The following is a 21,336-nucleotide window of genomic DNA, read 5'->3' on the forward strand; positions in this document are numbered from 1 at the left end:
CTTCGGGTCTTTTTTTATCACGTGAATTTTTTGTATATCGAACACTTGCAATACGCTCTCAAATGACGTACGATAACCTATGGATTTAAATTAAATGTTCGTATATAGGAGTGTTAATGATGGAAAATGTATTTGATTACGAAGATATTCAGTTAGTTCCTGCAAAAGCAATTGTAAATAGCCGTTCTGATTGTGATACATCAGTCAAGTTCGGAGGCCGCAGCTTTAAACTGCCGGTTGTGCCTGCCAATATGCAGACGATCATCGATGAAAAAATTGCGGTATACCTTGCGGAAAATGATTATTTCTATATACTTCACCGGTTCAAACCAGAACAGCGCATTGATTTTGTGAAGGATATGCAGAACCGGAATCTCTTTGCATCCATAAGTGTAGGCGTAAAAGAAGAAGAATACAGCTTCATCCAGCAGTTGGCTGATGAAGGATTAGTGCCGGAGTACATTACGATTGATGTGGCGCACGGCCATTCCGATTCGGTCATAAATATGATCAAACACATTAAAGGGCTGCTGCCTGAAAGTTTTCTCATTGCCGGGAACGTTGGTACACCGGAGGCGGTCAGAGAGTTGGAACATGCGGGAGCGGACGCCACGAAAGTCGGGATCGGACCCGGAAAAGTATGTATCACAAAGATCAAGACTGGTTTTGGAACCGGAGGCTGGCAGCTGGCGGCATTAAGATTATGCTCAAAAGCAGCAAGCAAACCGATAATCGCTGATGGTGGAATACGTACACATGGGGATATCGCTAAATCAGTTCGTTTCGGAGCTTCCATGGTGATGATCGGGTCATTGTTCGCTGGCCATGAAGAATCTCCAGGGGAAACAGTGGAGACAGATGGAGTGTTATACAAAGAATATTTCGGATCTGCTTCTGAATTCCAAAAAGGGGAAAAGAAGAATGTGGAAGGTAAACGGTTGTATGTGGAATACAGGGGGTCACTGCAGGACACGCTAACTGAAATGGAGCAGGATCTGCAATCGTCCATTTCTTATGCAGGCGGGGATAAACTGGAAGCCATCCGCTATGTGGATTATGTAATTGTTAAAAATTCAATCTTTAACGGTGATAAGGTTTATTGATAGAAAACTTTAGACCATAAATAAAACCGCTGTGGAAAGAGTGAGGCAACTCTTCTTTCCACAGCGGTTTTTCAATATGTCAAAAAGGAGCGGCCAGTCATTCGGCGCTTGGCGGTTCAACCATGAATTTCACCGTTTCCTTATCGGATTCAGTCGGCAGCTCGAATTGATGACTGTATTTTTCATGCCCTTTTCCGGTTATCACAACCCAGTCGCCTTCGGAACTGCTGTCGATCGCATCTTTAATCGCCCTTGTCCGGTCCATCTGAATGAGCCCTTTTTCGTTGCCGTACTGCTCGTTCAATTCTATATAATGCAACTGCATTTCTTCAGCGGGCACTGAATTCAGATCATCAGTGGTTATGATATACCGATCACTGATATTCGATGTAATCTCGATCATTTCCCGTCTCTTGGAAGAATCACGGTCACCCCTGAAGCCGAAGATGTGTGTAATCTGGTTGGCACCTGCTTCTTTGGCGGTGGTCAGGCAATGAAAAACCGCATCGGGCGTGTGAGCGTAATCTACAATTACAATAACGCCTTTTCCAGTTTTGGATGTTTCAAATCTGCCTTCGACGCCCGGAAAATTTTTTATACTGGAGAGGATATCATCTTTTTTTACACCAACCGCCAAAGCAGCTGCGTATGCCATCAGCGAATTATAGATGTTATGGATGCCTGCCATAGGAGACTGGATTAATGTTTTTTCTTCGCCCGCCAAACAAAGGGTCGAATGCTCCATGTCGAAAGACTCTATACGGAATCTGCTGTGCTGAGCCTGTCCGATGCTCCAGACGTCCCGTCCTTTTGCACGGAGTTCCCGGTCCAGCTTTTCTCCCCATTCATCATCTGTATTTATGATTGCTGTACCCGTCGGCTTCAGATGTTCGAAAAGAATTGACTTAGCTTCGTAGTAACTTTCCATTGACCCGTGATAATCGAGGTGTTCATGATGAAGGTTCGTAAACATGCAGACATCAAATTCGATTCCTTCTATACGATGTTGAGTCAATCCGTGTGAAGAGACTTCCATCACGACCGCATCGTCATGGCTTTCTGCAAGCAATTTTTGCAGGATCAGCGAACTGGGGGTGGTATTGGCACTTTTAATCGATTCACCATTGACGATATTTTGTATTGTTCCCATAACGGAGCATGTAATGCCATTCTGCTCAAGAAGATGCTTTACAAGATAACTGGTTGTTGTTTTGCCATTAGTCCCGGTTATGCCGATCATCAACTTGCCGCTGGCAGGATTTCCATAGAAGTTTTTGGAAAGGATTCCTAGGGCCATCCGTGCATTTTCCACACGAAGATAAGGGATAGGCAATTCTTCCAGCTCCTGTTCACCGACTATTAACGTGGCGCCTTTTTGAATAGCGTGCGCGATATGATTGTGCCCATCGTCCTTATAGCCCTTTATGGCAATAAAAACAAACCCCTCTTCGACCTCCTGGGAGCTGTCAGCTATGCCTTTGATAACCAGGTCATGTAAATCTTCTTCTATGCTGTTTTGGGGTATGAGTCCTTTAATTAGTTGAGTTAGTTTCATTAGATATGCTGACCTTTCTATCGATAATTTTTTACACTCAGCTTATCTGGGGTGGCTGAACATCTTCTGGCTGTTTATATACATCGTGATTCAATTATTGAAAGGCGAGGGCCTTATACCATTAGAGCATGCCATTGATTTGAAACCAAGCAACTTTAGCACTACTACTTTTTTATTATACGAATAATTCTTACTATTCAGTCTATTACAAAAGAAGGGCGAATACAATTAAAATCGTATCAGCCCCTTGCATTATTTTGGATTATTAGAGATAAGGAAAATTCTTTTATTCACGGTGTTCTTTATACCTTGACTGCTTGGTGATCAAGCCGGCAGCTTCGATTTGCTCGGCAGAAATTGCACTGTCGTAAGCGGCGATGGTATTTCGTATTTGATCAGGTGAACTTGCGCCGGCCACAACCGATGCAACTGTATCGTGTTGCAGCACCGAATGAAGCGCCAGTGCGTTTAAGTTGTTTTCAATAGAAAGAAGTTCTTTAAGAGCTGCCAGAAGTTCAGGCTGGCTGTAATCCATATAGCCATCAGTATCGCCAGCGCGGACCAAAGCTTCGGAAGTCAATAGACCTTTGGCCAGCGATCCACGAGTCACTACAGACACCCCGGCCTCAGCGATCTCATCAAGGAATTCCTCGGGACGACGGTCAAGAAGGCTGAATTGCATCATGATGGATGCGATGTCGCTATTTTTCAAGAAACGTCTGATGACATTCGGCCGTATTGACGAAATGCCGTACTCCCGTATCACCCCTTCTTTTTTCAACGATTCAAACGCATCGATTGTTTCATCGGAAGGATCGGTTATCATTCCGCCATGCAGCTGATACAAATCGATATAATCCGTTTTCAGCCTGCGGAGGCTGTTATGCACTTGCGATTTGATATAGACGGCAGATGGATTCCATGTTACATCGTCTGTTTCCTCGTTCCACTCATTGCCGACTTTAGTGGCCAAAATTATGTCTTGCCTTTTGCCTCCGAGGCTTCGACCCACAAGTTCTTCGTTTTGCCCTTTGCCGTAAAAATCGGCGGTATCAAAATAACTTATGCCAAAATCAAGCGCTTCGTCCACAATAGCCTTCGCTTCTTTCGGATTGTCCGGCAAAGACATGCACCCGAGCGCAATTTCACTGACATTAAGACTGCTGTTTCCTAATCTTCTCTTTCTCAATTTGCTTCACCCCGTTATAAGATTGATGTTCTTTCTATGGTATACTTTGCGTTAGAAAAACCACAAATGAAACGAGGCGCGGCATGAAAAAATTTGAAGAAAGATCAATCAGTTCTGAACGTATTTATGAAGGAAAGGTCATTAATTTAAAAGTGGATGAAGTCACATTGCCCAATGGTCATACATCCAAGCGCGAATTAATCGAACATCCAGGTGCAGTGGCGATACTGGCAATAACCCCGGATAAGAAAATCATCATGGTGGAGCAATACAGAAAAGCGTTGGAGCGTTCGATCATCGAAGTCCCGGCTGGCAAGCTTGAAAAGGGGGAGGCTCCTGAAACGACTGCTATGCGGGAACTGGAAGAGGAAACCGGTTATACGGCTGAATCGCTCGAGTTGATCCAATCATTCTCTACATCTCCAGGATTCGCGGATGAAGTCATACACCTCTTTTTAGCTGAAGGACTGCGAAAAGCCGAATCAGGAGCAGTACTCGATGATGACGAATTCGTCGAATTGCTGGAAGTATCGATTGAAGAAGCAGAAAAAATGATGCAGGACAACCGGATCTTTGATGCGAAAACTGCTTTTGCCGTGCTTTGGGCAAAACAACGATTATCAATTGAGAATTAGTACGATTCGTACTTTATAATGATTATAATTAATCGCGGCAAGGATCCTTGTAATTGAGAACTGACATTTGATATAATGGAGTCAGTTTGAGGGAGGGCGTCGCATGGAAACCAGGATTGATCGGATCAAGAAGCAATTACACGCTGCGAGCTATAAATTGACGCCACAGCGCGAAGCGACAGTTCGAGTTTTGCTAGACCATGAAGAGGACCATTTAAGTGCAGAAGACGTCTATCTGTTAGTGAAGGATATCGCACCGGAAATCGGGCTGGCTACAGTTTATCGGACATTGGAGCTATTGACTGAATTAAAAATTGTCGACAAAATAAATTTCGGTGATGGCGTGTCACGCTATGATTTGCGTCAGGAAGGCGCCGCGCATTTCCATCACCATCTCGTATGCCTTGAATGTGGGGCAGTGGATGAAATACAGGAAGATTTACTGGAAGATGTAGAAAATGTCGTAGAAAAACGCTGGAACTTTCAAATTAAAGACCATCGTCTTACTTTCCATGGCATCTGTTGGCGCTGCCATGACCGCAGCTCACAGGATTCACCAGAAAATCGAGGCGATGGGGAGTAACGGCCAGTTATGGCCGTTTTTTTTGTTTCATTTCGTTTATATGAAGTGATTTTTAGATATCGGCACAAGGGAATTGAGATAAACGAAGGAGGCGTGGACAATGAAATACGGAAAAGATGCATTGGATGATTATCTGCAGTTTTTGAGAGTCGAACGGCAACTTGCTGCCAATACATTAACCTCATATGAGCGCGATCTGAAAAGTTACCTCCAATATTTAAAAGAAGTGGAGCAATTGGATTCACTGCGTAATGTGGAAAGAGTACATATCTTGAATCACCTCAGCCACTTGAAGGAGACCACCATGTCTTCAAGAACTGTGGCAAGGCATATTTCGTCTATTCGCTCGTTCCATCAGTTTCTGATCAGGGAACGTATTGTGGATAAAGATCCGACAGTACACCTTGAAATGCCGCAAATGGACAAAAAATTGCCGAATGTATTATCGATTGAAGAAGTTGATGCACTGATAGAAGCACCCGATACTTCAAAAGCCAATGGAAAGCGAGATCAGGCGATGCTTGAATTGTTGTATGCCAGTGGCATGCGTGTAAGCGAATGCATAAATCTCGATATGGAAGATGTCAATTTGACCATGGGCTTTGTCCGCTGCTTCGGGAAAGGCGGCAAGGAGCGTATTATTCCACTGGGCAAATCAGCACTCGCATCCTGCAAAGACTATTTATCTGGCCCGCGCAGCGAACTGGCGAAAACAGGTGTGACAACTGACGCATTATTCATCAACCAACGGGGTAAAAGACTTACTAGGCAGGGTTTTTGGAAATTACTGAAGCAGCATGCACAAAAAGCTGGCATTCAGAAAGAATTGACACCGCATACATTAAGACACTCATTTGCCACACATCTAATCGAAAACGGCGCAGACCTGCGCGCGGTGCAGGAAATGTTGGGACACGCCGATATTTCCACGACTCAAATCTATACTCATGTAAGCAAAACAAGATTAAAAGACGTATACTCCCAATTTCATCCGAGAGCTTAGAATAGGTCTGACATCTGACAATAGTGGAATATATGATAGAATATAATTGTAAATAAGGAGGATGTTAAATGACAAATAAAATTTTTAACCGCATTCATTTAATTGTTTTGGACTCAGTAGGGATCGGTGAAGCTCCAGACGCGGCAGCGTTCGGGGATACCGGTTCGGATACCCTTGGCCATATAGCAGAATCAATCGGCGGACTCAATATGCCGAATATGGAAAAACTGGGCCTTGGGAATATTAAGACTGTTCAGGGGATTTCACCAGTTTCTGCCCCTGAAGCCTATTATGGAAGGCTTCAGGAAGCATCTGTCGGCAAAGACACGATGACAGGGCACTGGGAAATCATGGGCTTAAACATCGACACGCCATTTAAAGTGTATCCTGAAGGATTTCCACAGGAATTGATTGCACAGCTGGAAGAGAAAACCGGCCGTAAAGTGATTGGCAACAAGCCGGCGAGCGGTACCGAGATTCTGGATGAGCTCGGTGCGGAACACATGGAAACAGGGGCGATCATAGTTTATACATCTGCTGATCCCGTGCTTCAGATTGCGGCTCATGAAGACATCGTGCCTCTTGAAGAATTATATGAAATCTGTGAAATAGCGCGTGAATTGACTTTGTCGCCTGAATTCCTGGTTGGCCGAGTCATCGCCCGTCCGTTCATCGGAGAAGAAGGTGCTTTCAAACGGACTTCAAACCGTCATGATTATGCACTGACTCCATTTAACCGCACAGTCATGAATGAGTTGAAAGATAATGGCAAAGATGTAATTGCCATCGGCAAGATCGATGATATTTACAATGGAGCGGGTGTAACGAAAGCATTGCGCACAAAAGATAATGGAGATGGAATGGATAAACTGGCTGCTGTGGCAGGAGAAGATTTCAATGGCTTGAGTTTCCTTAACCTGGTCGATTTCGATGCATTGTTCGGACATCGCCGCGATCCTAAAGGATATGGAGAAGCATTGGAGGAATTTGACCGCCGCTTGCCTGAAGTGCTTGAAAAAATGGGTAATGATGATCTGTTGATCATCACTGCAGACCATGGCAATGATCCGACTTTCCCAGGGACGGACCATACTCGCGAATTCGTCCCATTGCTGGCGTATTCACCAAGATTCGAAACTGGGAAAGAATTGGGGCACGGATCTACATTTGCAGATATCGGCGCAACAATTGCGGAGAACTTTTCCGTCCCGATGCCAGAATTCGGCACAAGCTTCCTATCCAAATTAAAATAAAAAAGGCGGATGACATTCATGAGAATGGTAGATTTGATTGAGAAAAAAAGAGACGGATTTGAACTGTCGACAGAAGAAATTCAATTTATAGTAACGGGCTATACAGCAGGCGACATCGATGATTACCAAATGAGCGCATTCCTGATGGCCACTTACTTCCAGAACATGACCGACCGTGAACGTGCGGATCTTACAATGGCCATGGCGGCTTCAGGCGATCAGATCGACTTGTCGGCAATCGACGGCATTAAGGTAGATAAACATTCAACTGGCGGTGTCGGGGATACAACGACATTGGTGCTTGGGCCATTGGTTGCTGCATGCGGCGTGCCGGTAGCGAAAATGAGCGGCCGTGGACTGGGCCACACAGGCGGTACGATAGATAAACTTGAAGCGATTGAAGGATTCCATGTGGAATTATCCACCGAAGATTTCATCAAGCAGGTAAATGATATTAAAGTGGCAGTCATCGGCCAGAGCGGCAATTTGACGCCTGCAGATAAAAAGCTTTACGCACTTCGTGATGTAACGGCTACTGTAAACAGCATTCCGTTGATTGCAAGTTCGATCATGAGCAAGAAGATTGCTGCCGGAGCGGACGCCATCGTACTTGATGTCAAAACTGGCGAAGGCGCATTCATGAAAACAGCTGAAGACGCTGAAGAATTGGCGCATGCCATGGTCGGCATCGGCAATGCAACAGGACGCAAGACAATGGCGATCATTTCCGATATGAGCCAGCCTCTTGGCTTTGCGATCGGTAATGCACTTGAAGTCAAAGAAGCCATTGAAACGTTGCAGGGCAAAGGGCCTGAAGATCTTACCGAACTTTGCCTTGTTCTGGGCAGCCAGATGGTTGTAGTCGGCGGAAAAGCGGACAGCCTGGAAGAGGCGCGCAACATGCTGGAAGAAGTTATCGCAAACGGTAAAGCGTTGGATATCTTCCGCCAGTTCATCGGAGCACAGGGCGGTAATCCTGCAGTAGTGGACGACGTCAGCTTATTGCCGCAGGCAAAATTCGTAAAAAAAGTACCTTCACAAAAAGAAGGTTATATCTCCTTTATGGAAGCTGATGAAATTGGTACAGCGGCAATGGTCCTCGGAGCAGGAAGAGCGACGAAAGAATCGGAAATCGATTTGGCGGTCGGCATCGTTCTCCATAAGAAAGTCGGCGATTTCGTCAAAAAAGGCGAAGCAATCGCAACTGTCTATTCAAATACAGAGGATATCGCGAAATGCACAGAAATGTTATATAATAGTATAGAATTCAAAGATGAAGCGGTTGAGAAAATCCAACTGATTTCAAAATTGATTACTGACTAAAAGAATCTTGCCGGGTTTTCCCGGCAAGATTTTTTCGAATACATATTCCAGGAGGGTGACTATGCATTTATACGGTACACAAGCCATTGACGGGCAAGGCCATTTAACTATCGGAGGGGTTGATTCAATCGAATTGGCCAAAGAATACGGAACTCCACTTTTTGTTTATGATATCGAGCTGTTCAGGAAACGGGCTCGTGCATTTCAGGAAACATTCGAATCCGCCGGCATCGGTTATCAGGTAGCCTATGCCAGCAAAGCTTTTTCCAGTATCGCCATCTATCAGGTCGCGGCTCAGGAAGGCTTATCCCTCGATGTCGTTTCGGGAGGGGAATTGTTTACTGCGGTAAAAGCCGGATTCCCTAAAGAAAAAATCCATTTTCACGGGAACAATAAAAGCCTGGATGAATTACAGATGGCTTTTAGAGAAGGAATCGGCTGCATCGTAGTTGATAACTTCCATGAAATCGGACAGCTGAAACTTCTCTCGGAAGAGTTGAAACAGCCGATGAATATTCTGCTGCGGGTCACACCGGGTATAGAAGCACATACGCATGACTATATTACAACCGGCCAGGAAGATTCGAAATTCGGTTTCGATCTGAATAATGGGCAGGCAGACAGAGCGTTTGAACAGACATATGACCATGAATATTTAAATGTGCTGGGCCTCCATTGCCACATCGGCTCCCAAATTTTCGATACAGCAGCGTTCCGCTTGGCAGCCGGCAAGCTGGTATCCAAAATGGCTGAATGGCAAACAGAATTTAATTATCAATGTAAAGTACTGAATCTGGGCGGCGGCTTCGGCATCCGTTATACAGAAGAAGACCAGCCGCTTGAGCCATCACAATATGTGAAGGAAATGATCGATACGGTCAAGCAGATTACGGAAGAATCCGGTTTTCCTGTTCCTGAAATCTGGATTGAACCAGGGCGCTCACTTGTAGGAGACGCCGGCACAACTTTATATACCATCGGTTCGATGAAAGAAGTACCAGAAATACGGAAATACATTGCGGTGGACGGGGGAATGTCGGATAATATCAGACCTGCTTTATATGGTGCTGCTTATAGTTCGATGATTGCCAATAAAGGGCACCAGGCATTGTCTGAAACTTACACGGTGGCAGGAAAATGCTGCGAATCCGGGGATAAATTGATTGAACAGGCAACTTTGCCGAAAGCGGAAGCAGGGGATATTCTGGCTGTTTTCTGTACGGGTGCATACGGCTATTCAATGGCCAGCAATTATAACCGGATTGCCCGTCCTGCAGTAGTATTCACTGAAAATGGGAAGCATCAGCTCGCTGTCAGACGTGAAACACATGAAGACATTGTCAGCCTGGATCTTGAATATGGCGTAAAGGCGGAACTGTAATGAAAAAGAATAATATCATACTGCTTCTAATGTTATTGCTGATGGCTATCGGCTGGGGAGTCGTGTATTGGATTTTCTTTGCAGATCAGGTTCCGGGTGTCTGATTTTGAGGATTGAGCGGTGAGCTTTTCATTGTGTCCAGACTTCAGGTCGCTTTTCTCCTAGACTTGAGTTATTGATTAGAATATAGTAGGATAAGTTAAGTTGTTTCAAGAAGAAAACGAGGGATTACTATGTTATTCAGATACAAAAAATCATTCGAGAAAATAGCGATGGGTTTGCTGTCGTTCATGCCGAAAGAGCGTGAGCTTAAAAAGCTGCAGCAGACTATGCATATATACGAAGAAAATCCTGATTGGCAGTTATACCTCTGGAAAAAGGGCGAGGATTTCGTCGGATTGCTTGGCGTTGAAGTTGACGAAAGCCGATTCATCATTCATCACATTTCCGTTAACCCATCCCATCGTGGAGAAGGCATAGGGCATGCGATGATCGAGAAGATCCAACAGATCATGCAGGACCGCGAGATGATTGCAACAAAAGAAACTGAAGCTTTCCTTACAAAATGTCCACAAAAAAAAGGCGAACTTTAATTTTAAAGTTTCCGCCTTTTTTTTTGTTCCCTTAAATTTATGATGGATGTTCGGTCCCGCAATCTGTGTTTATGCATCAGGTAATAGGGTTCAAGGGTTTCTGACGGGTTTTCTGTCATATAACGGCTGACTTCAGCTGTCAGTTCATCAGAAACGATTGGAAGTTGATAAGCAGAGAATTCACGGCGTGTTGTTACTCCATCTATGGCATCGGCCAATTGTTCGGCAAGCACAGTGCCATCGAATCCTTCCGTCCAGATCCCTGCATCTGAAAGTTTGTCTTTTGCGCGGATAAACGAGCGCAAAGCACCTGGATAATTGCTTCTGCGCCAATGATACATGCCGACTGCCATCTGGATCCAGCCTGCCAGAGGATGCATCTTATCTTTTGGTGCGACACTTTTCCAGTATTCTTCCCCTACTTCATGGCATTCAAAATAATCTTCATGAAAATTAAAGTGTATAATGTATTGGATAAAGAGCGGGTGATGGAGTGGGTGCATTTTGATCCCCTTTCTACTATAATATATTGAGTATCTTTAACAGTCAGGTGGTTGGCAGGATGTCCTATGAAGTAAAGATTGAGGCTTTTGAAGGGCCTCTGGATTTATTATTGCATTTAATACACCGTTTGGAAATTGATATATACGATATACCGGTTTCACAAATCACTACTCAGTATATGGAGCATATTCGCGCAATGCAAGTCCTTGAGTTAAATGAAGCAAGTGAATACCTTGTTTTTGCAGCAACTTTGCTGGCGATTAAAAGTAAAACCCTGCTGCCTGTGCACCAGGGCGACCTTGAAGATCCGGATTATGAGTTTGAAGATCAGGATCCAAGAGATGAGCTTGTCTCACGTCTTATCGAGTACAGGAAATTCAAAGAAGCGTCCGGGCAGCTGAAGGAACTGGAAGCTAATCGGGCAGCGATTTTCACTAAACCGCCGATGGACTTGTCGGAGTATCAAACTTTGGCTCCATTCGAAAATATCGACCTTGAAGTGAATGCATACGATATGCTGGCAGCATTCCAAAAACTGATGCGGAGAAAGAAACTGAAAGCTCCGCTGTCAGCAAGGATTGCCCGTCAGGAAATTTCCATTAAGGACCAGATGGTATCCATTGTCGATACTTTAAAAGCTGCAAAAGGCAGGACGCCGTTCACTGAACTATTCCCTTCCGATGATAAGACTGTGATGGTGGTATCATTCCTGTCGCTGCTGGAGCTGATGAAACGGCAAGTTGTGGCGGTCGATCAGGAAAAAAATTTCACCGATCTGATGGTCGAGCTTAGAAAGGAAACGTGGGATTATGATGACGCATCTTTCGAGTAAAATAGAAGCATTGCTGTTTGTTGCAGGGGACGATGGATTATCGATGAAACAGTTGGAATTCTTAACAGAAGCCGAAGAAAAAGATATCAAAGATGAAATTGCTGTTATGGGTAAAAGATATGAAGAAACCGGGACCTCAGGCATTACGATAAAAGAATTGGCTGGAGTTTATCAATTGGTAACTAAAACAGAAGTTGCTGACACGATTCAGCGGCTTGTTGAAAATCCTACTGTCCAATCGCTGTCGCAGGCATCATTGGAAGTTTTAGCCATCATTGCGTATAAACAGCCAATCACAAGGGTTGAGATTGAAGATCTTAGAGGCGTAAAAAGTGAAAAAGCGCTTCACACACTGGCCGGCAAAGCGCTTATCCAGGAAGTGGGAAGAGCTGAGGGAACAGGCAGAGCTATCCTTTACGGAACGACCAGTGAATTTTTAAATTATTTCGGATTGAAAAATCTGGATGAATTGCCTGCGCTTCCTGAAGAAGCGGAAGGCGACCAGGACGACGGCGACACGGATCTTTTCATGACCAAATTCCAGGAAGCATTCAAAGAAGAAGCAAAAGTATAAAAGAGAAGATTAAATTAGACGGGGTGAATTTATGGAACGATTGCAGAAAATGCTGGCACATGCCGGCGTCGCTTCACGACGTAAAGCGGAACAGATGATTTTGGATGGCAAAGTACGCGTGAACGGTAAAGTGGTAAAGGAATTGGGCACTAAAGTTTCTTCATCCGATACTATTGAAGTTGAAGGCGTTCAACTGGAAAAAGAACAGAAAGTATATTATTTATTATACAAACCCCGCGGTGTCATCTCTGCGGTGACCGATGACAAAAACCGGAAAGTGGTAACAGACTTTTTCGATGATGTCGACAAACGGATCTATCCGGTTGGAAGATTGGATTATGATACTTCAGGATTGCTGATCATGACGAACGATGGTGAATTCGCGAATATCCTCACACATCCGAAATATGAAATCGACAAAACTTATGTAGCACGGTTAAAAGGAATTCCGGCCAAGGAGGACCTTCAGAAACTTGAACGCGGCTTTAAGCTTGAAGATGGTATGACAGCACCGGCAAAAGTGAAACTTCTGTCCGGTGATAAGAAACAAGGAAAGGGAATCGTCCAGATAACCATCCATGAAGGACGGAACCGGCAGGTCAGAAGAATGTTCGAAGCAATCGGCTACCCAGTCCAAAAACTGAGCCGCGAACAGTTCGGCTTCCTTACTTTGCACGGTTTGAATGCCGGTGAATCACGCCAGTTAACCGCCCATGAAGTGAAATTGCTGCGGGTGATGGCTGAAACCGGAAAGAGGCATTAACGTTCACAAACCCTTCAAAACTCCAGGTTTTTTGCCTATGAAACTTTGCTATAATTGGTTCATCAATGACCTCGGAGGAGGAAAAAAGCATGGCGGAAGACAAAAAAGCAAAAAAAACGAATAGAAAAAGAAATCGCGCTTTTATGCGTTTAGCTATATTATCTTTGCTAGTGCTGGCAATCGGATACACCATCTACAACAGCGTAACAGCTGATGATGTGGAAGTGCTTAAAGTAGGCGATAAAGCGCCTGACTTTGCTTTGGAAGACATGGAGGGCAACCGACATAAACTTTCCGATTACAAAGGCGAAGGAGTATTTCTGAACTTCTGGGGCACTTGGTGTGAACCTTGTGTCAAGGAAATGCCGGCTATGGACAGACAATATAAAGAGTATGAAGATCAAGGCGTCCATATACTTGCAGTAAATATCGCCCAATCTGATTTCGAAGTGCAGTCATTCGCTGACCGTTTTGATTTATCCTTTCCGATAGCGATAGACAGATCAAAGTCGGTTATGACGGCTTACAATATCCGCCCGTTGCCGACAACCGTGTTGGTCAATCCGGAAGGCGACATCCAGAGGATAGTCACCGGTGAAATGTCGGAACAGGATATAAAAGGCTTCATGGAAGAAATCAAACCTCAATAAGGAGTTTTTGGGATGGAAAAAATGCAATGTAAATGTGGCCATGTCAATCCGCCGGGGACGATATTATGTGAATCCTGCGGGCGTTCTTTGACAGAAGAAGAACAAAATAAGAAATTGGCGGACATGCGTTATGAAGGAACTGCCCGTCGATCTCAAACTTATAACAAATCGATTATAGACAAAGTCTGGAATTTCTTTTCGAGCGTTAAAGTCGGAGTCTCTATCATCGTAATCCTGCTGATTGCAGCAGCAATCGGGACGATACTGCCACAAGCTCAATATGTAAATGTTCCAGTCAGAAATGATGCCACCATTAAAGCATATTATGCAGATGTTTACGGTGAAATCGGTAAAATCTATCATTTCCTCGGTTTCCATGATTTATACAGTTCTGCCTGGTTCATCCTTTTAGTCGGGATGCTGGCTATTTCTCTTATTGTGGCCAGTCTGGACCGATTCGTGCCTTTATACCGTTCATTAAAAAACCAGCGTGTTTTGCGCCACAGCAGCTTTATGAACAAACAGCGCATTTACGCTGAAGGTCCTGCACCTGAGGATTCGATGCAAAAAGCGGAAGAAAAGCTGAAGAATTTGAAGTATAAGGTTACACTGGATAAGAATGGCCTTCTCGCTGAAAAAGGCCGCTTCTCACGATGGGGCCCTTACATCAATCACATAGGCCTCATCATTTTCCTGTTTGGTGTTATGCTGCGTATGATGCCTGGATTCTATGTGGACGAAACGCTTTGGATACGTGAAGGTGAAACGCGGGCTATTCCCGATACACCGGGGTACTTCCTAGAAAACAAAAACTTCACAATGGAAACCTACACAGGTGAAGGCGAAGATGCGAAATTCGAAGAAGCAATCGATCGTGTAGGATCCGTAGCCAAAAATTATCAGACGGACATCGTCCTCTATCAGACACCGGAAGAAAGTCTGCCGGGAGCTACTGACGAGATGGAAGAAGTTAAAGAGCATGCGATTCGGGTCAATCAGCCCTTAAAATTTGATGGCTACGCAGTTTACCAGATGGACTTCCGTCAAAACGAACTGAGAGCGATGACATTCGATCTGACGAATAAAGAAACTGAGGAATCACTTGGTTCGCTCACAATCGACCTTGTCAACCCTGAGAAATCCTATGATTTGGGCAATGACACACGTGTAGATCTGCTCGGCTATTATCCTGACTTTTCAGGATTTGAAAATGGTGAACCTCAAACAGAAACACCAATTCCGAATAACCCAGGTTTCCTTGTACGAATGTTTACACCTGAAACTCCCGACGGTGAAGTCAGCTTCATCGTCATTCAAAATACGATTGAACCTCTGGGAGAAAACCAGTATAAGTTAACATTCCAGAGTGCGGAAACCCGCGATGTTTCGGGACTGACCATTCGTAAAGACAGAACATTGCCGATTCTTGGTCTTGGCGGCCTGATCTTTATGATAGGTGTAGCGCAAGGCATGTACTTCAACCACCGCCGTTTCTGGATTCAAAAACAAGAGGACGGCGGACTGGTATTAGCAGGCCATACCAATAAAAACTGGTTTGGTTTAAAGAAAGATCTGGATCAGGTTTCCGCCTTCGCATCACTTCCTCCTTATATTGACCAGCAGGAAGAAATTGAGAAGCAGGAAAAGCTGAAGAAAGAGCAGAAACTGGAAGGTGATGAATTGTCATGACAATGGAGGAAATAAGTTCAAATTTATTGTACGTTGCTTTTGTAGCGTACTTGATTGCCACATTTGTTTTTGGTGGAGCAGTCAGAGGCAATAAGGAAGGATCATTTAAATCCGAAGGCCGCTGGGGGAAAATTGCTTTCATCATCACCTTAATCGGTTTCTTCTCACATCTCGGGTATTTTATAACCCGGTGGGCAGCAACCGGGCATGCACCACTCAGCAATATGTTTGAATTCACGACAGCTTTCGGAATGACATTAGTAGGTGGATTTATCGTCCTTTACCTGCTTTATAAAACACCGGTTCTTGGTATGATCGTACTTCCGGTTGCATTATTGATCATTGCATTCGCCAGTATGTTCCCAAGCGAAGTCAGTCCGCTGATTCCTGCTTTGCAGACAAACTGGCTGGCAATTCACGTCAGTACCGTCGTAATTGCAGAAGGAATACTTGCAATCAGTGCAGGAGCGGGACTGGTTTATCTTTTAAAAGTCGTTGATATGAACAAAAAGTCGAAACAGCGTTTCTGGCTTGAAGCTATTATGTATTCACTTGTTGTGGTGATGGGCTTTGTAATTGCCAGCAGCTATTTCTCACTGACGGGTTACGAGGCTGATTTCACTTACGTCAATAAGGATGGCAATGAGTCTTCCATAACGTATAACATGCCGCCGTTAGTCGGGATGAATGAATACACTTCGTTGACTGAAGGCGCTATGGAGCCGTTTTTCGAAACCCCGGCAATCATCAATGCCAGCAAAATTACGACAGTATTATGGTCGTTCTTCGTCGGAACAATTCTGTACTGGCTGATCCGGCTGCTTGCACGCAAACGCATTGCGGCAATCTTCAAGCCGTTCGTCAAAAACGTCAGCCTGCAGTTGATGGATGAAATCAATTACCGTGCTGTAATCATCGGTTTCCCATTGTTTACGTTAGGTGCATTGATCTTTGCGATGATCTGGGCGCAGATTGCCTGGTCACGTTTCTGGGGCTGGGATCCAAAAGAAGTATGGGCCCTCATCACCTGGTTGTTCTATGCTGCTTATCTTCACTTGCGTCTGGGTAAAGGATGGCAAGGGGAGAAATCCGCTTGGCTTGGTGTTGTCGGATTTGCGATCATCATGTTCAACCTGGTGGCCGTCAACCTGATTATTGCGGGTCTTCACTCTTACGCGTAACAGGTACGGAGCCATATGAATTTATAAAGGAATCAAATCAAAGCGGATGGAGAAAAAGCATTATTTTTCTCCATCCGCTTTTTCAATAAGATTTGACTGCTTATATAGAAACCCATTTTTATTTATTTTTGGAAATGTTATCGGTACAATGTAAGAATAGAAGAAAGTTGGAGGGATTACGATGTCTGAGGAAATTACAATTTTGGTTGTCGATGATGAGGAAAGGATCCGCAGGTTGTTGAAAATGTACCTTGAGCGCGAAGGGTACCTTGTCGAAGAAGCGGAAAATGGCGTTGAAGCCCTTGAAATGGCCACTGAAAAAGACTATCACTGCATCCTGCTGGATTTGATGATGCCTGAAAAAGGTGGGATTGAAGTAGCGACGGAACTGCGTGAAACTAAAATGACCCCAATTATCATGCTGACTGCGAAAGGCGAAGAAGCGAATCGGGTCGAAGGTTTTGAATCCGGAGCTGATGACTATATCGTCAAACCCTTCAGTCCAAGGGAAGTGGTGCTGCGGGTAAAAGCGATTCTTCGCCGCTCATCCGCCTATTCGCCATCCGCCAATTCAACTGTTTCCAAAGATCTAGTCGTGTTTCCGCATCTGACGATTGATCATGATGCTCACCGGGTCACAGCTGACGGTACCGAAGTGAACCTGACTCCTAAAGAATACGAGTTGCTTTATTTCCTTGCCAAAGCACCGGATAAAGTTTTTGACCGGGAGCATCTGCTCAAAGAAGTTTGGCATTACGATTTCTTCGGAGACCTTCGGACAGTTGATACACATGTAAAACGACTTCGCGAAAAATTGAACCGGGTCTCGGAATCTGCTGCCAAAATGATTGTGACAGTCTGGGGAGTAGGTTATAAATTCGAGGTCGGCAATGAATAGAATATGGAATAGTGTCGTCGGGAAGCTGTGGATTACCATCCTGCTTCTCGTTTCCTTTGTCCTTTTTATTGTTACTGTACTCCTTTTGGAATTTTTGGGAAATTATCACAGCCAAACGGTTGAAGAAACTTTGAATAAGGAAGCGGCTACAATTGCCCGTATTTTCAATGAACATGGCAATTTGGACATATCATTAAACATCATCGACGATATTCTGGGTCCTGAAACAAATGCTGTCATCGCCGAAGCACCATATGAAAGTTCTTATTTTTTGCATGACGGCATGAATGGCGATGAAATCCGTGAACGCATTCTGAATGAACCTGCGTTCCAGAAAGTTTTTGAAAGTGATGAAACCGTTATGAAGGAAATGCTTCTTCCTGCTTTGTCAGGAGAAGACAGAATGGAATCCTATATTGTTTTAGCAAGTCCGCTTCAGACAGGACAGGAACTGCATGGAACAGTGTTCATCTACCAGTCACTTGAAGTGATGGATCGTACGGCTGAGAGAACCACGAACATCGTTTTCCTGTCAGCTTTCATCGCATTATTGCTTACAACATTTTTTGCATTCTTCCTTTCTTCCCGCATTACTTCGCCACTGCGCAAAATGCGTGAAGGTGCATTTGAGCTGGCGAAAGGTAATTTTGATACCAGAGTCAAATCCACTTCCAAAGATGAAATCGGCCAATTGGCAACTGCATTCAATCAGATGGGCGGCCAATTAAAACATCATCTCGAAGTTATCAGTCAGGAAAAAGAACAATTATCCAGCATTTTGACATCAATGGCTGATGCTGTTATTACTTTCAATCAAGATAAAACTGTCCTGCTCAGCAATCCCCCTGCAGAAAAGCTGCATGAAAACTGGCTGTTGAAAAAAGCGATTCCTGAAGGAAAGCCTCTTCCGCTCGAACTGTATCATATGCTGGACCACGTTCTTCATTTTGAGGAAGAGCTGGAAGAAGAGCTTGAAATTGAAGGAGCTTATTACGCAGTTTCATTCAGCCCGCTATACAGCGGCGACTCGGTCCGTGGGGCTGTGGCTGTCCTGCATGATATGACAGAACAGCATAAACTGGAAAAACTGCGTGAAGACTTCATTTCCAATGTATCCCATGAATTGCGGACACCAATAGCCATGCTTCAGGGATATAGCGAAGCTCTGCTTGATGATGTCGGTGCAACGGAGGAAGAACGCCGGGAAATGACGAAAATCATTTATGAAGAATCTCAGCGGATGGGCCGGCTTGTAACAGATTTGCTGAATCTGGCCAGACTGGAATCCGGACACATGCGACTTTATAAAGAAGTCGTCCAGCTAAATAATGTCATCGAGCGCATGACCCTTAAATTCGCTCAGGCTGCGAAAGAAAATGGAATTGAATTGTCTTTTGATACGGATATTGATGATTGGACAGCTGCTGAAATTGATGAAGACAGAATTGAGCAAGTAATGACCAATCTTATCGACAATGCGCTGCGCCATACACCAGAAGGCGGAAGGGTTGTTGTGAAGGCGCAGCAACAGAATAATTTTGCAAAGATATCCGTCAATGACACAGGTTCGGGTATATCTGAAGAGGACAAAGCTTTTGTCTTTGAGCGTTTCTACAAAGCAGACAAAGCACGTACGCTCGGCAAAGGCGGAACCGGGCTTGGATTGGCGATTGCCAGCAATATCGTCAAGGCTCACGACGGTGTAATCGATGTGGAAAGTGAATTTGGTAAAGGAACTTCATTCTTTTTCCTGCTGCCATTGAAAAAAATGTAACTTAATTCGACATAAAACGACTAATTCTAAGAACGGGGGGAGTATATGAATGACTCCGTTTTCCACAGGCTTTATGACCAGTACCATCAGGATGTTTTCCAATTCCTGATTTATTTGGTTAAGAACCGCCATATTGCGGAAGATCTCATGCATGAAGTTTATATTCGGGTATTTCGGGCTTATGACCGTTTCGAAGGCAAAAGCACTGAGAAGACATGGCTTTTTTCCATCGCCAAAAATGTTGCTATCGATCATTTCCGAAAAGCTTCAGTGAGGCAAAAGCATTCGATGGAGCATTTCGACTGGGAAACGCAGCAGTTGACTTCTTCTGAGCGTTTGCCGGAAGAACTGTCTTTATTGAATGAAGATAAGCTCTCATTATATAAAGCGTTGGATACTTGCACAGGAGACCAGAAAATGGTCGTCATCATGCGCTTCTTCCAGGATTTGTCCATTGCCGAAACTGCTGAAATCCTTGATTGGTCAGAAGGAAAGGTCAAAACGACCCAGCACCGTGCAATCAAATCCCTGCGCCAAAAATTAACCGCAAAGGAAGGGGGATTGCAAAATGCCGAATAACAAATGGGATGAAGAAAACATCGAAAATTTGTTAAAGGATTTCCCCGCTATCAAAGACGAAAGACCAAAAGAAGAAGTTTTTAAACGGCTCCAAAAAACAGAAAGACCCCATAAAAAATCGAAGAACTGGGTGCCGCTTCTAGTTGCCGCTCTGGCATTTATCACGTTCGGTGTGCTGCTGGCGTCCATGCTCGGCCAAAGCAGCGATGAGAGTGCTTATGATATGAGCGGTTCGGAAGGCGAGGGTGCTGAAGAAAGTACAGCAGAAAGCGAAGACGCTAACTCATCTGCTACGGAAGATAGTGGAGGTGCAGAATCGGAGTCAGCGGCAACGGAATCTTCTGAAGAAGCGGATTCAGAAGAAGGTTCAGATTCTTTCAATGCTATGGAATCCGCCGCAGGTCCACCTGAAATTACTCTTAATGAAGAGCAATTGGAAGGCATTTCCTTGTTCACTGTGGGCTTGACTGAAAACGCTATTGTTATCCCAGTGTCATTTGTGATATGGGAGGACCGGTTGGTGGAAGATTTTGGAACCGCTGATGTGGATGCAGTTGAACTCTATAATCGATATGCAGCCGAACTTGATGAAGAAGCATTGGGGTTTGATGAATATCACCCATACAGCGGAACAATTGATGCGACTGCAGAAGGGGTTCAACATGAATTGCCCGCTGCTCATGAATACGACATGGCTTCCGCCGCGATGAATGTTTATTTCAATTCATTGGCAGCTACGTTTTCCGATGCCTCTGAAATTTCAATCGTCGACGAATCCGGAAATGCTGCGAATTTTGATCAGGTAGGACAGGTTCAAGCGATTCAGCCTGGCATCACAAATATCTCCTACTATTCGTATAGTACCGCAAATACAGAACGCTATCTTGTACCTGGTTATGATATGCCGCATGAAAATGTTTCAGCAGCTTTGGAAGCCATGAAATCCTCACCGAACGATCTATATGAATCTGTCGTGCCCCAGGATTTGGAGTATTCCGTTTCTGAAAACGACAGAACAGTTACGGTGGAGTTTACTGAACCGGTGGATTTCAATTCTTATGAGTATAGAGAAGCAGTATTCTTGATAGAAGGAATGGTTCTGACCGCGGACTCTTTCGGCAAGGAATTGATGATTGCCAATACCGTGGATACAAACTGGAACAAGTATGATTTCACGAAACCATTACCGGTTCCTGCAGGGATAAACATTAAGGAGTATAATTATTAATAGACGAGGCGCATTGTAAGCAAAGCTGTTTACAATGCGCCTTTTT

At 44.4% G+C, this 21,336-nt stretch carries 21 protein-coding genes; 18 read left to right on the top strand and 3 right to left on the bottom strand.

Annotated elements, in window-relative coordinates:
* Positions 1–119 precede the first annotated feature (119 nt).
* A complete protein-coding gene (gene guaC, locus CXF70_RS12130; protein ID WP_101802878.1) occupies positions 120–1,103 on the top strand; it encodes a GMP reductase in 984 nt (327 codons plus the stop codon).
* Positions 1,104–1,200: 97 nt separating this feature from the next.
* Here guaC and CXF70_RS12135 read toward each other — a convergent pair whose 3' ends face one another.
* Both CXF70_RS12135 and CXF70_RS12140 read right to left on the bottom strand, forming a co-directional pair.
* The gene (locus CXF70_RS12135; RefSeq protein WP_101802879.1) at positions 1,201–2,658 is read right to left on the bottom strand and encodes a UDP-N-acetylmuramoyl-L-alanyl-D-glutamate--2,6-diaminopimelate ligase; all 1,458 of its coding nucleotides are present in this window, start codon (positions 2,656–2,658) and stop codon (positions 1,201–1,203) included.
* 286 nt (positions 2,659–2,944) lie between these two features.
* Complete coding sequence (locus CXF70_RS12140) at positions 2,945–3,847, bottom strand: aldo/keto reductase (RefSeq protein ID WP_101802880.1); 903 nt, start codon at positions 3,845–3,847, stop codon at positions 2,945–2,947.
* 83 nt (positions 3,848–3,930) lie between these two features.
* Between CXF70_RS12140 and CXF70_RS12145 the strand changes: the two genes are divergently transcribed.
* From CXF70_RS12145 to CXF70_RS12175, 7 genes are all read left to right on the top strand, one after another.
* On the top strand, positions 3,931–4,482 hold the full coding sequence (locus tag CXF70_RS12145; RefSeq protein WP_101802881.1) for an NUDIX hydrolase: 552 nt from the start codon (positions 3,931–3,933) through the stop codon (positions 4,480–4,482).
* A gap of 103 nt (positions 4,483–4,585) precedes the next feature.
* Positions 4,586–5,065 carry a ferric iron uptake transcriptional regulator gene (fur, locus tag CXF70_RS12150; protein WP_084245431.1) on the top strand — a complete coding sequence of 160 codons (480 nt, stop codon included), beginning with the start codon at positions 4,586–4,588 and terminating at the stop codon, positions 5,063–5,065.
* Between the two features lie 100 nt (positions 5,066–5,165).
* Positions 5,166–6,068, top strand: a complete 903-nt coding sequence (gene xerD, locus CXF70_RS12155) for a site-specific tyrosine recombinase XerD (RefSeq protein WP_101802882.1) — start codon at positions 5,166–5,168, stop codon at positions 6,066–6,068.
* Positions 6,069–6,136: 68 nt separating this feature from the next.
* A complete protein-coding gene (deoB, locus tag CXF70_RS12160) occupies positions 6,137–7,321 on the top strand; it encodes a phosphopentomutase (protein ID WP_101802883.1) in 1,185 nt (394 codons plus the stop codon).
* Between the two features lie 18 nt (positions 7,322–7,339).
* Positions 7,340–8,644, top strand: coding sequence for a pyrimidine-nucleoside phosphorylase (locus CXF70_RS12165; protein WP_101802884.1), 1,305 nt, complete (start codon positions 7,340–7,342; stop codon positions 8,642–8,644).
* Positions 8,645–8,705: 61 nt separating this feature from the next.
* Positions 8,706–10,025: a diaminopimelate decarboxylase gene (gene lysA, locus CXF70_RS12170; protein WP_101802885.1), complete on the top strand. Its 1,320-nt coding sequence runs from the start codon at positions 8,706–8,708 to the stop codon at positions 10,023–10,025.
* A gap of 233 nt (positions 10,026–10,258) precedes the next feature.
* Positions 10,259–10,618 (top strand): GNAT family N-acetyltransferase, encoded by a 360-nt coding sequence (locus CXF70_RS12175; protein ID WP_101802886.1) that lies wholly within the window; start codon positions 10,259–10,261, stop codon positions 10,616–10,618.
* Between the two features lie 2 nt (positions 10,619–10,620).
* On the opposite strand, the gene CXF70_RS12180 is transcribed toward CXF70_RS12175, so the two are convergent.
* The gene (locus tag CXF70_RS12180) at positions 10,621–11,121 is read right to left on the bottom strand and encodes a DUF309 domain-containing protein (RefSeq protein WP_101802887.1); all 501 of its coding nucleotides are present in this window, start codon (positions 11,119–11,121) and stop codon (positions 10,621–10,623) included.
* A gap of 59 nt (positions 11,122–11,180) precedes the next feature.
* Between CXF70_RS12180 and CXF70_RS12185 the strand changes: the two genes are divergently transcribed.
* The 10 genes from CXF70_RS12185 (at position 11,181) to CXF70_RS12230 (ending at position 21,290) form a co-directional block, all read left to right on the top strand.
* Positions 11,181–11,954 (top strand): segregation/condensation protein A, encoded by a 774-nt coding sequence (locus CXF70_RS12185; RefSeq protein WP_101802888.1) that lies wholly within the window; start codon positions 11,181–11,183, stop codon positions 11,952–11,954.
* The gene (gene scpB, locus CXF70_RS12190; RefSeq protein ID WP_101802889.1) at positions 11,932–12,528 is read left to right on the top strand and encodes an SMC-Scp complex subunit ScpB; all 597 of its coding nucleotides are present in this window, start codon (positions 11,932–11,934) and stop codon (positions 12,526–12,528) included. The genes CXF70_RS12185 and scpB overlap by 23 nt, the downstream gene beginning before the upstream one ends.
* Before the next feature lie 31 nt (positions 12,529–12,559).
* On the top strand, positions 12,560–13,291 hold the full coding sequence (locus CXF70_RS12195; RefSeq protein WP_101802890.1) for a pseudouridine synthase: 732 nt from the start codon (positions 12,560–12,562) through the stop codon (positions 13,289–13,291).
* Between the two features lie 89 nt (positions 13,292–13,380).
* Positions 13,381–13,941, top strand: coding sequence for a thiol-disulfide oxidoreductase ResA (gene resA, locus CXF70_RS12200; protein WP_101802891.1), 561 nt, complete (start codon positions 13,381–13,383; stop codon positions 13,939–13,941).
* Positions 13,942–13,953: 12 nt separating this feature from the next.
* Positions 13,954–15,630, top strand: coding sequence for a cytochrome c biogenesis ResB family protein (locus CXF70_RS12205; protein ID WP_101802892.1), 1,677 nt, complete (start codon positions 13,954–13,956; stop codon positions 15,628–15,630).
* Positions 15,627–16,811 carry a c-type cytochrome biogenesis protein CcsB gene (ccsB, locus tag CXF70_RS12210; RefSeq protein ID WP_101802893.1) on the top strand — a complete coding sequence of 395 codons (1,185 nt, stop codon included), beginning with the start codon at positions 15,627–15,629 and terminating at the stop codon, positions 16,809–16,811. Before CXF70_RS12205 ends, ccsB begins: the two co-directional genes overlap by 4 nt.
* A 181-nt stretch (positions 16,812–16,992) precedes the next feature.
* The gene (locus tag CXF70_RS12215) at positions 16,993–17,709 is read left to right on the top strand and encodes a response regulator transcription factor (RefSeq protein ID WP_101802894.1); all 717 of its coding nucleotides are present in this window, start codon (positions 16,993–16,995) and stop codon (positions 17,707–17,709) included.
* Entirely contained in the window at positions 17,702–19,483 is a 1,782-nt protein-coding gene (locus CXF70_RS12220) for an ATP-binding protein (protein ID WP_101802895.1), read from the top strand. Before CXF70_RS12215 ends, CXF70_RS12220 begins: the two co-directional genes overlap by 8 nt.
* Before the next feature lie 45 nt (positions 19,484–19,528).
* Entirely contained in the window at positions 19,529–20,062 is a 534-nt protein-coding gene (sigX, locus tag CXF70_RS12225) for an RNA polymerase sigma factor SigX (protein WP_084245460.1), read from the top strand.
* Positions 20,052–21,290 (top strand): GerMN domain-containing protein, encoded by a 1,239-nt coding sequence (locus CXF70_RS12230; RefSeq protein ID WP_101802896.1) that lies wholly within the window; start codon positions 20,052–20,054, stop codon positions 21,288–21,290. The genes sigX and CXF70_RS12230 overlap by 11 nt, the downstream gene beginning before the upstream one ends.
* Positions 21,291–21,336: the final 46 nt, after the last annotated feature.

The sequence above is a fragment of the Planomicrobium sp. MB-3u-38 genome, assembly GCF_002836425.1.
GTDB classification, from domain to species: Bacteria; Bacillota; Bacilli; order Bacillales_A; family Planococcaceae; genus Planococcus; species Planococcus okeanokoites.

Bases quoted from the DNA above. Each gene is read 5' to 3' on its own strand.
- guaC (WP_101802878.1), top strand. From the start codon at position 120: ATGGAAAATGTATTTGATTACGAAGATATTCAGTTAGTTCCTGCAAAA.
- CXF70_RS12135 (WP_101802879.1), bottom strand. From the start codon at position 2,658: ATGAAACTAACTCAACTAATTAAAGGACTCATACCCCAAAACAGCATA.
- CXF70_RS12145 (WP_101802881.1), top strand. From the start codon at position 3,931: ATGAAAAAATTTGAAGAAAGATCAATCAGTTCTGAACGTATTTATGAA.
- fur (WP_084245431.1), top strand. From the start codon at position 4,586: ATGGAAACCAGGATTGATCGGATCAAGAAGCAATTACACGCTGCGAGC.
- xerD (WP_101802882.1), top strand. From the start codon at position 5,166: ATGAAATACGGAAAAGATGCATTGGATGATTATCTGCAGTTTTTGAGA.
- deoB (WP_101802883.1), top strand. From the start codon at position 6,137: ATGACAAATAAAATTTTTAACCGCATTCATTTAATTGTTTTGGACTCA.
- CXF70_RS12165 (WP_101802884.1), top strand. From the start codon at position 7,340: ATGAGAATGGTAGATTTGATTGAGAAAAAAAGAGACGGATTTGAACTG.
- lysA (WP_101802885.1), top strand. From the start codon at position 8,706: ATGCATTTATACGGTACACAAGCCATTGACGGGCAAGGCCATTTAACT.
- CXF70_RS12175 (WP_101802886.1), top strand. From the start codon at position 10,259: ATGTTATTCAGATACAAAAAATCATTCGAGAAAATAGCGATGGGTTTG.
- CXF70_RS12180 (WP_101802887.1), bottom strand. From the start codon at position 11,121: ATGCACCCACTCCATCACCCGCTCTTTATCCAATACATTATACACTTT.
- CXF70_RS12185 (WP_101802888.1), top strand. From the start codon at position 11,181: ATGTCCTATGAAGTAAAGATTGAGGCTTTTGAAGGGCCTCTGGATTTA.
- scpB (WP_101802889.1), top strand. From the start codon at position 11,932: ATGATGACGCATCTTTCGAGTAAAATAGAAGCATTGCTGTTTGTTGCA.
- CXF70_RS12195 (WP_101802890.1), top strand. From the start codon at position 12,560: ATGGAACGATTGCAGAAAATGCTGGCACATGCCGGCGTCGCTTCACGA.
- resA (WP_101802891.1), top strand. From the start codon at position 13,381: ATGGCGGAAGACAAAAAAGCAAAAAAAACGAATAGAAAAAGAAATCGC.
- CXF70_RS12205 (WP_101802892.1), top strand. From the start codon at position 13,954: ATGGAAAAAATGCAATGTAAATGTGGCCATGTCAATCCGCCGGGGACG.
- ccsB (WP_101802893.1), top strand. From the start codon at position 15,627: ATGACAATGGAGGAAATAAGTTCAAATTTATTGTACGTTGCTTTTGTA.
- CXF70_RS12215 (WP_101802894.1), top strand. From the start codon at position 16,993: ATGTCTGAGGAAATTACAATTTTGGTTGTCGATGATGAGGAAAGGATC.
- CXF70_RS12220 (WP_101802895.1), top strand. From the start codon at position 17,702: ATGAATAGAATATGGAATAGTGTCGTCGGGAAGCTGTGGATTACCATC.
- sigX (WP_084245460.1), top strand. From the start codon at position 19,529: ATGAATGACTCCGTTTTCCACAGGCTTTATGACCAGTACCATCAGGAT.
- CXF70_RS12230 (WP_101802896.1), top strand. From the start codon at position 20,052: ATGCCGAATAACAAATGGGATGAAGAAAACATCGAAAATTTGTTAAAG.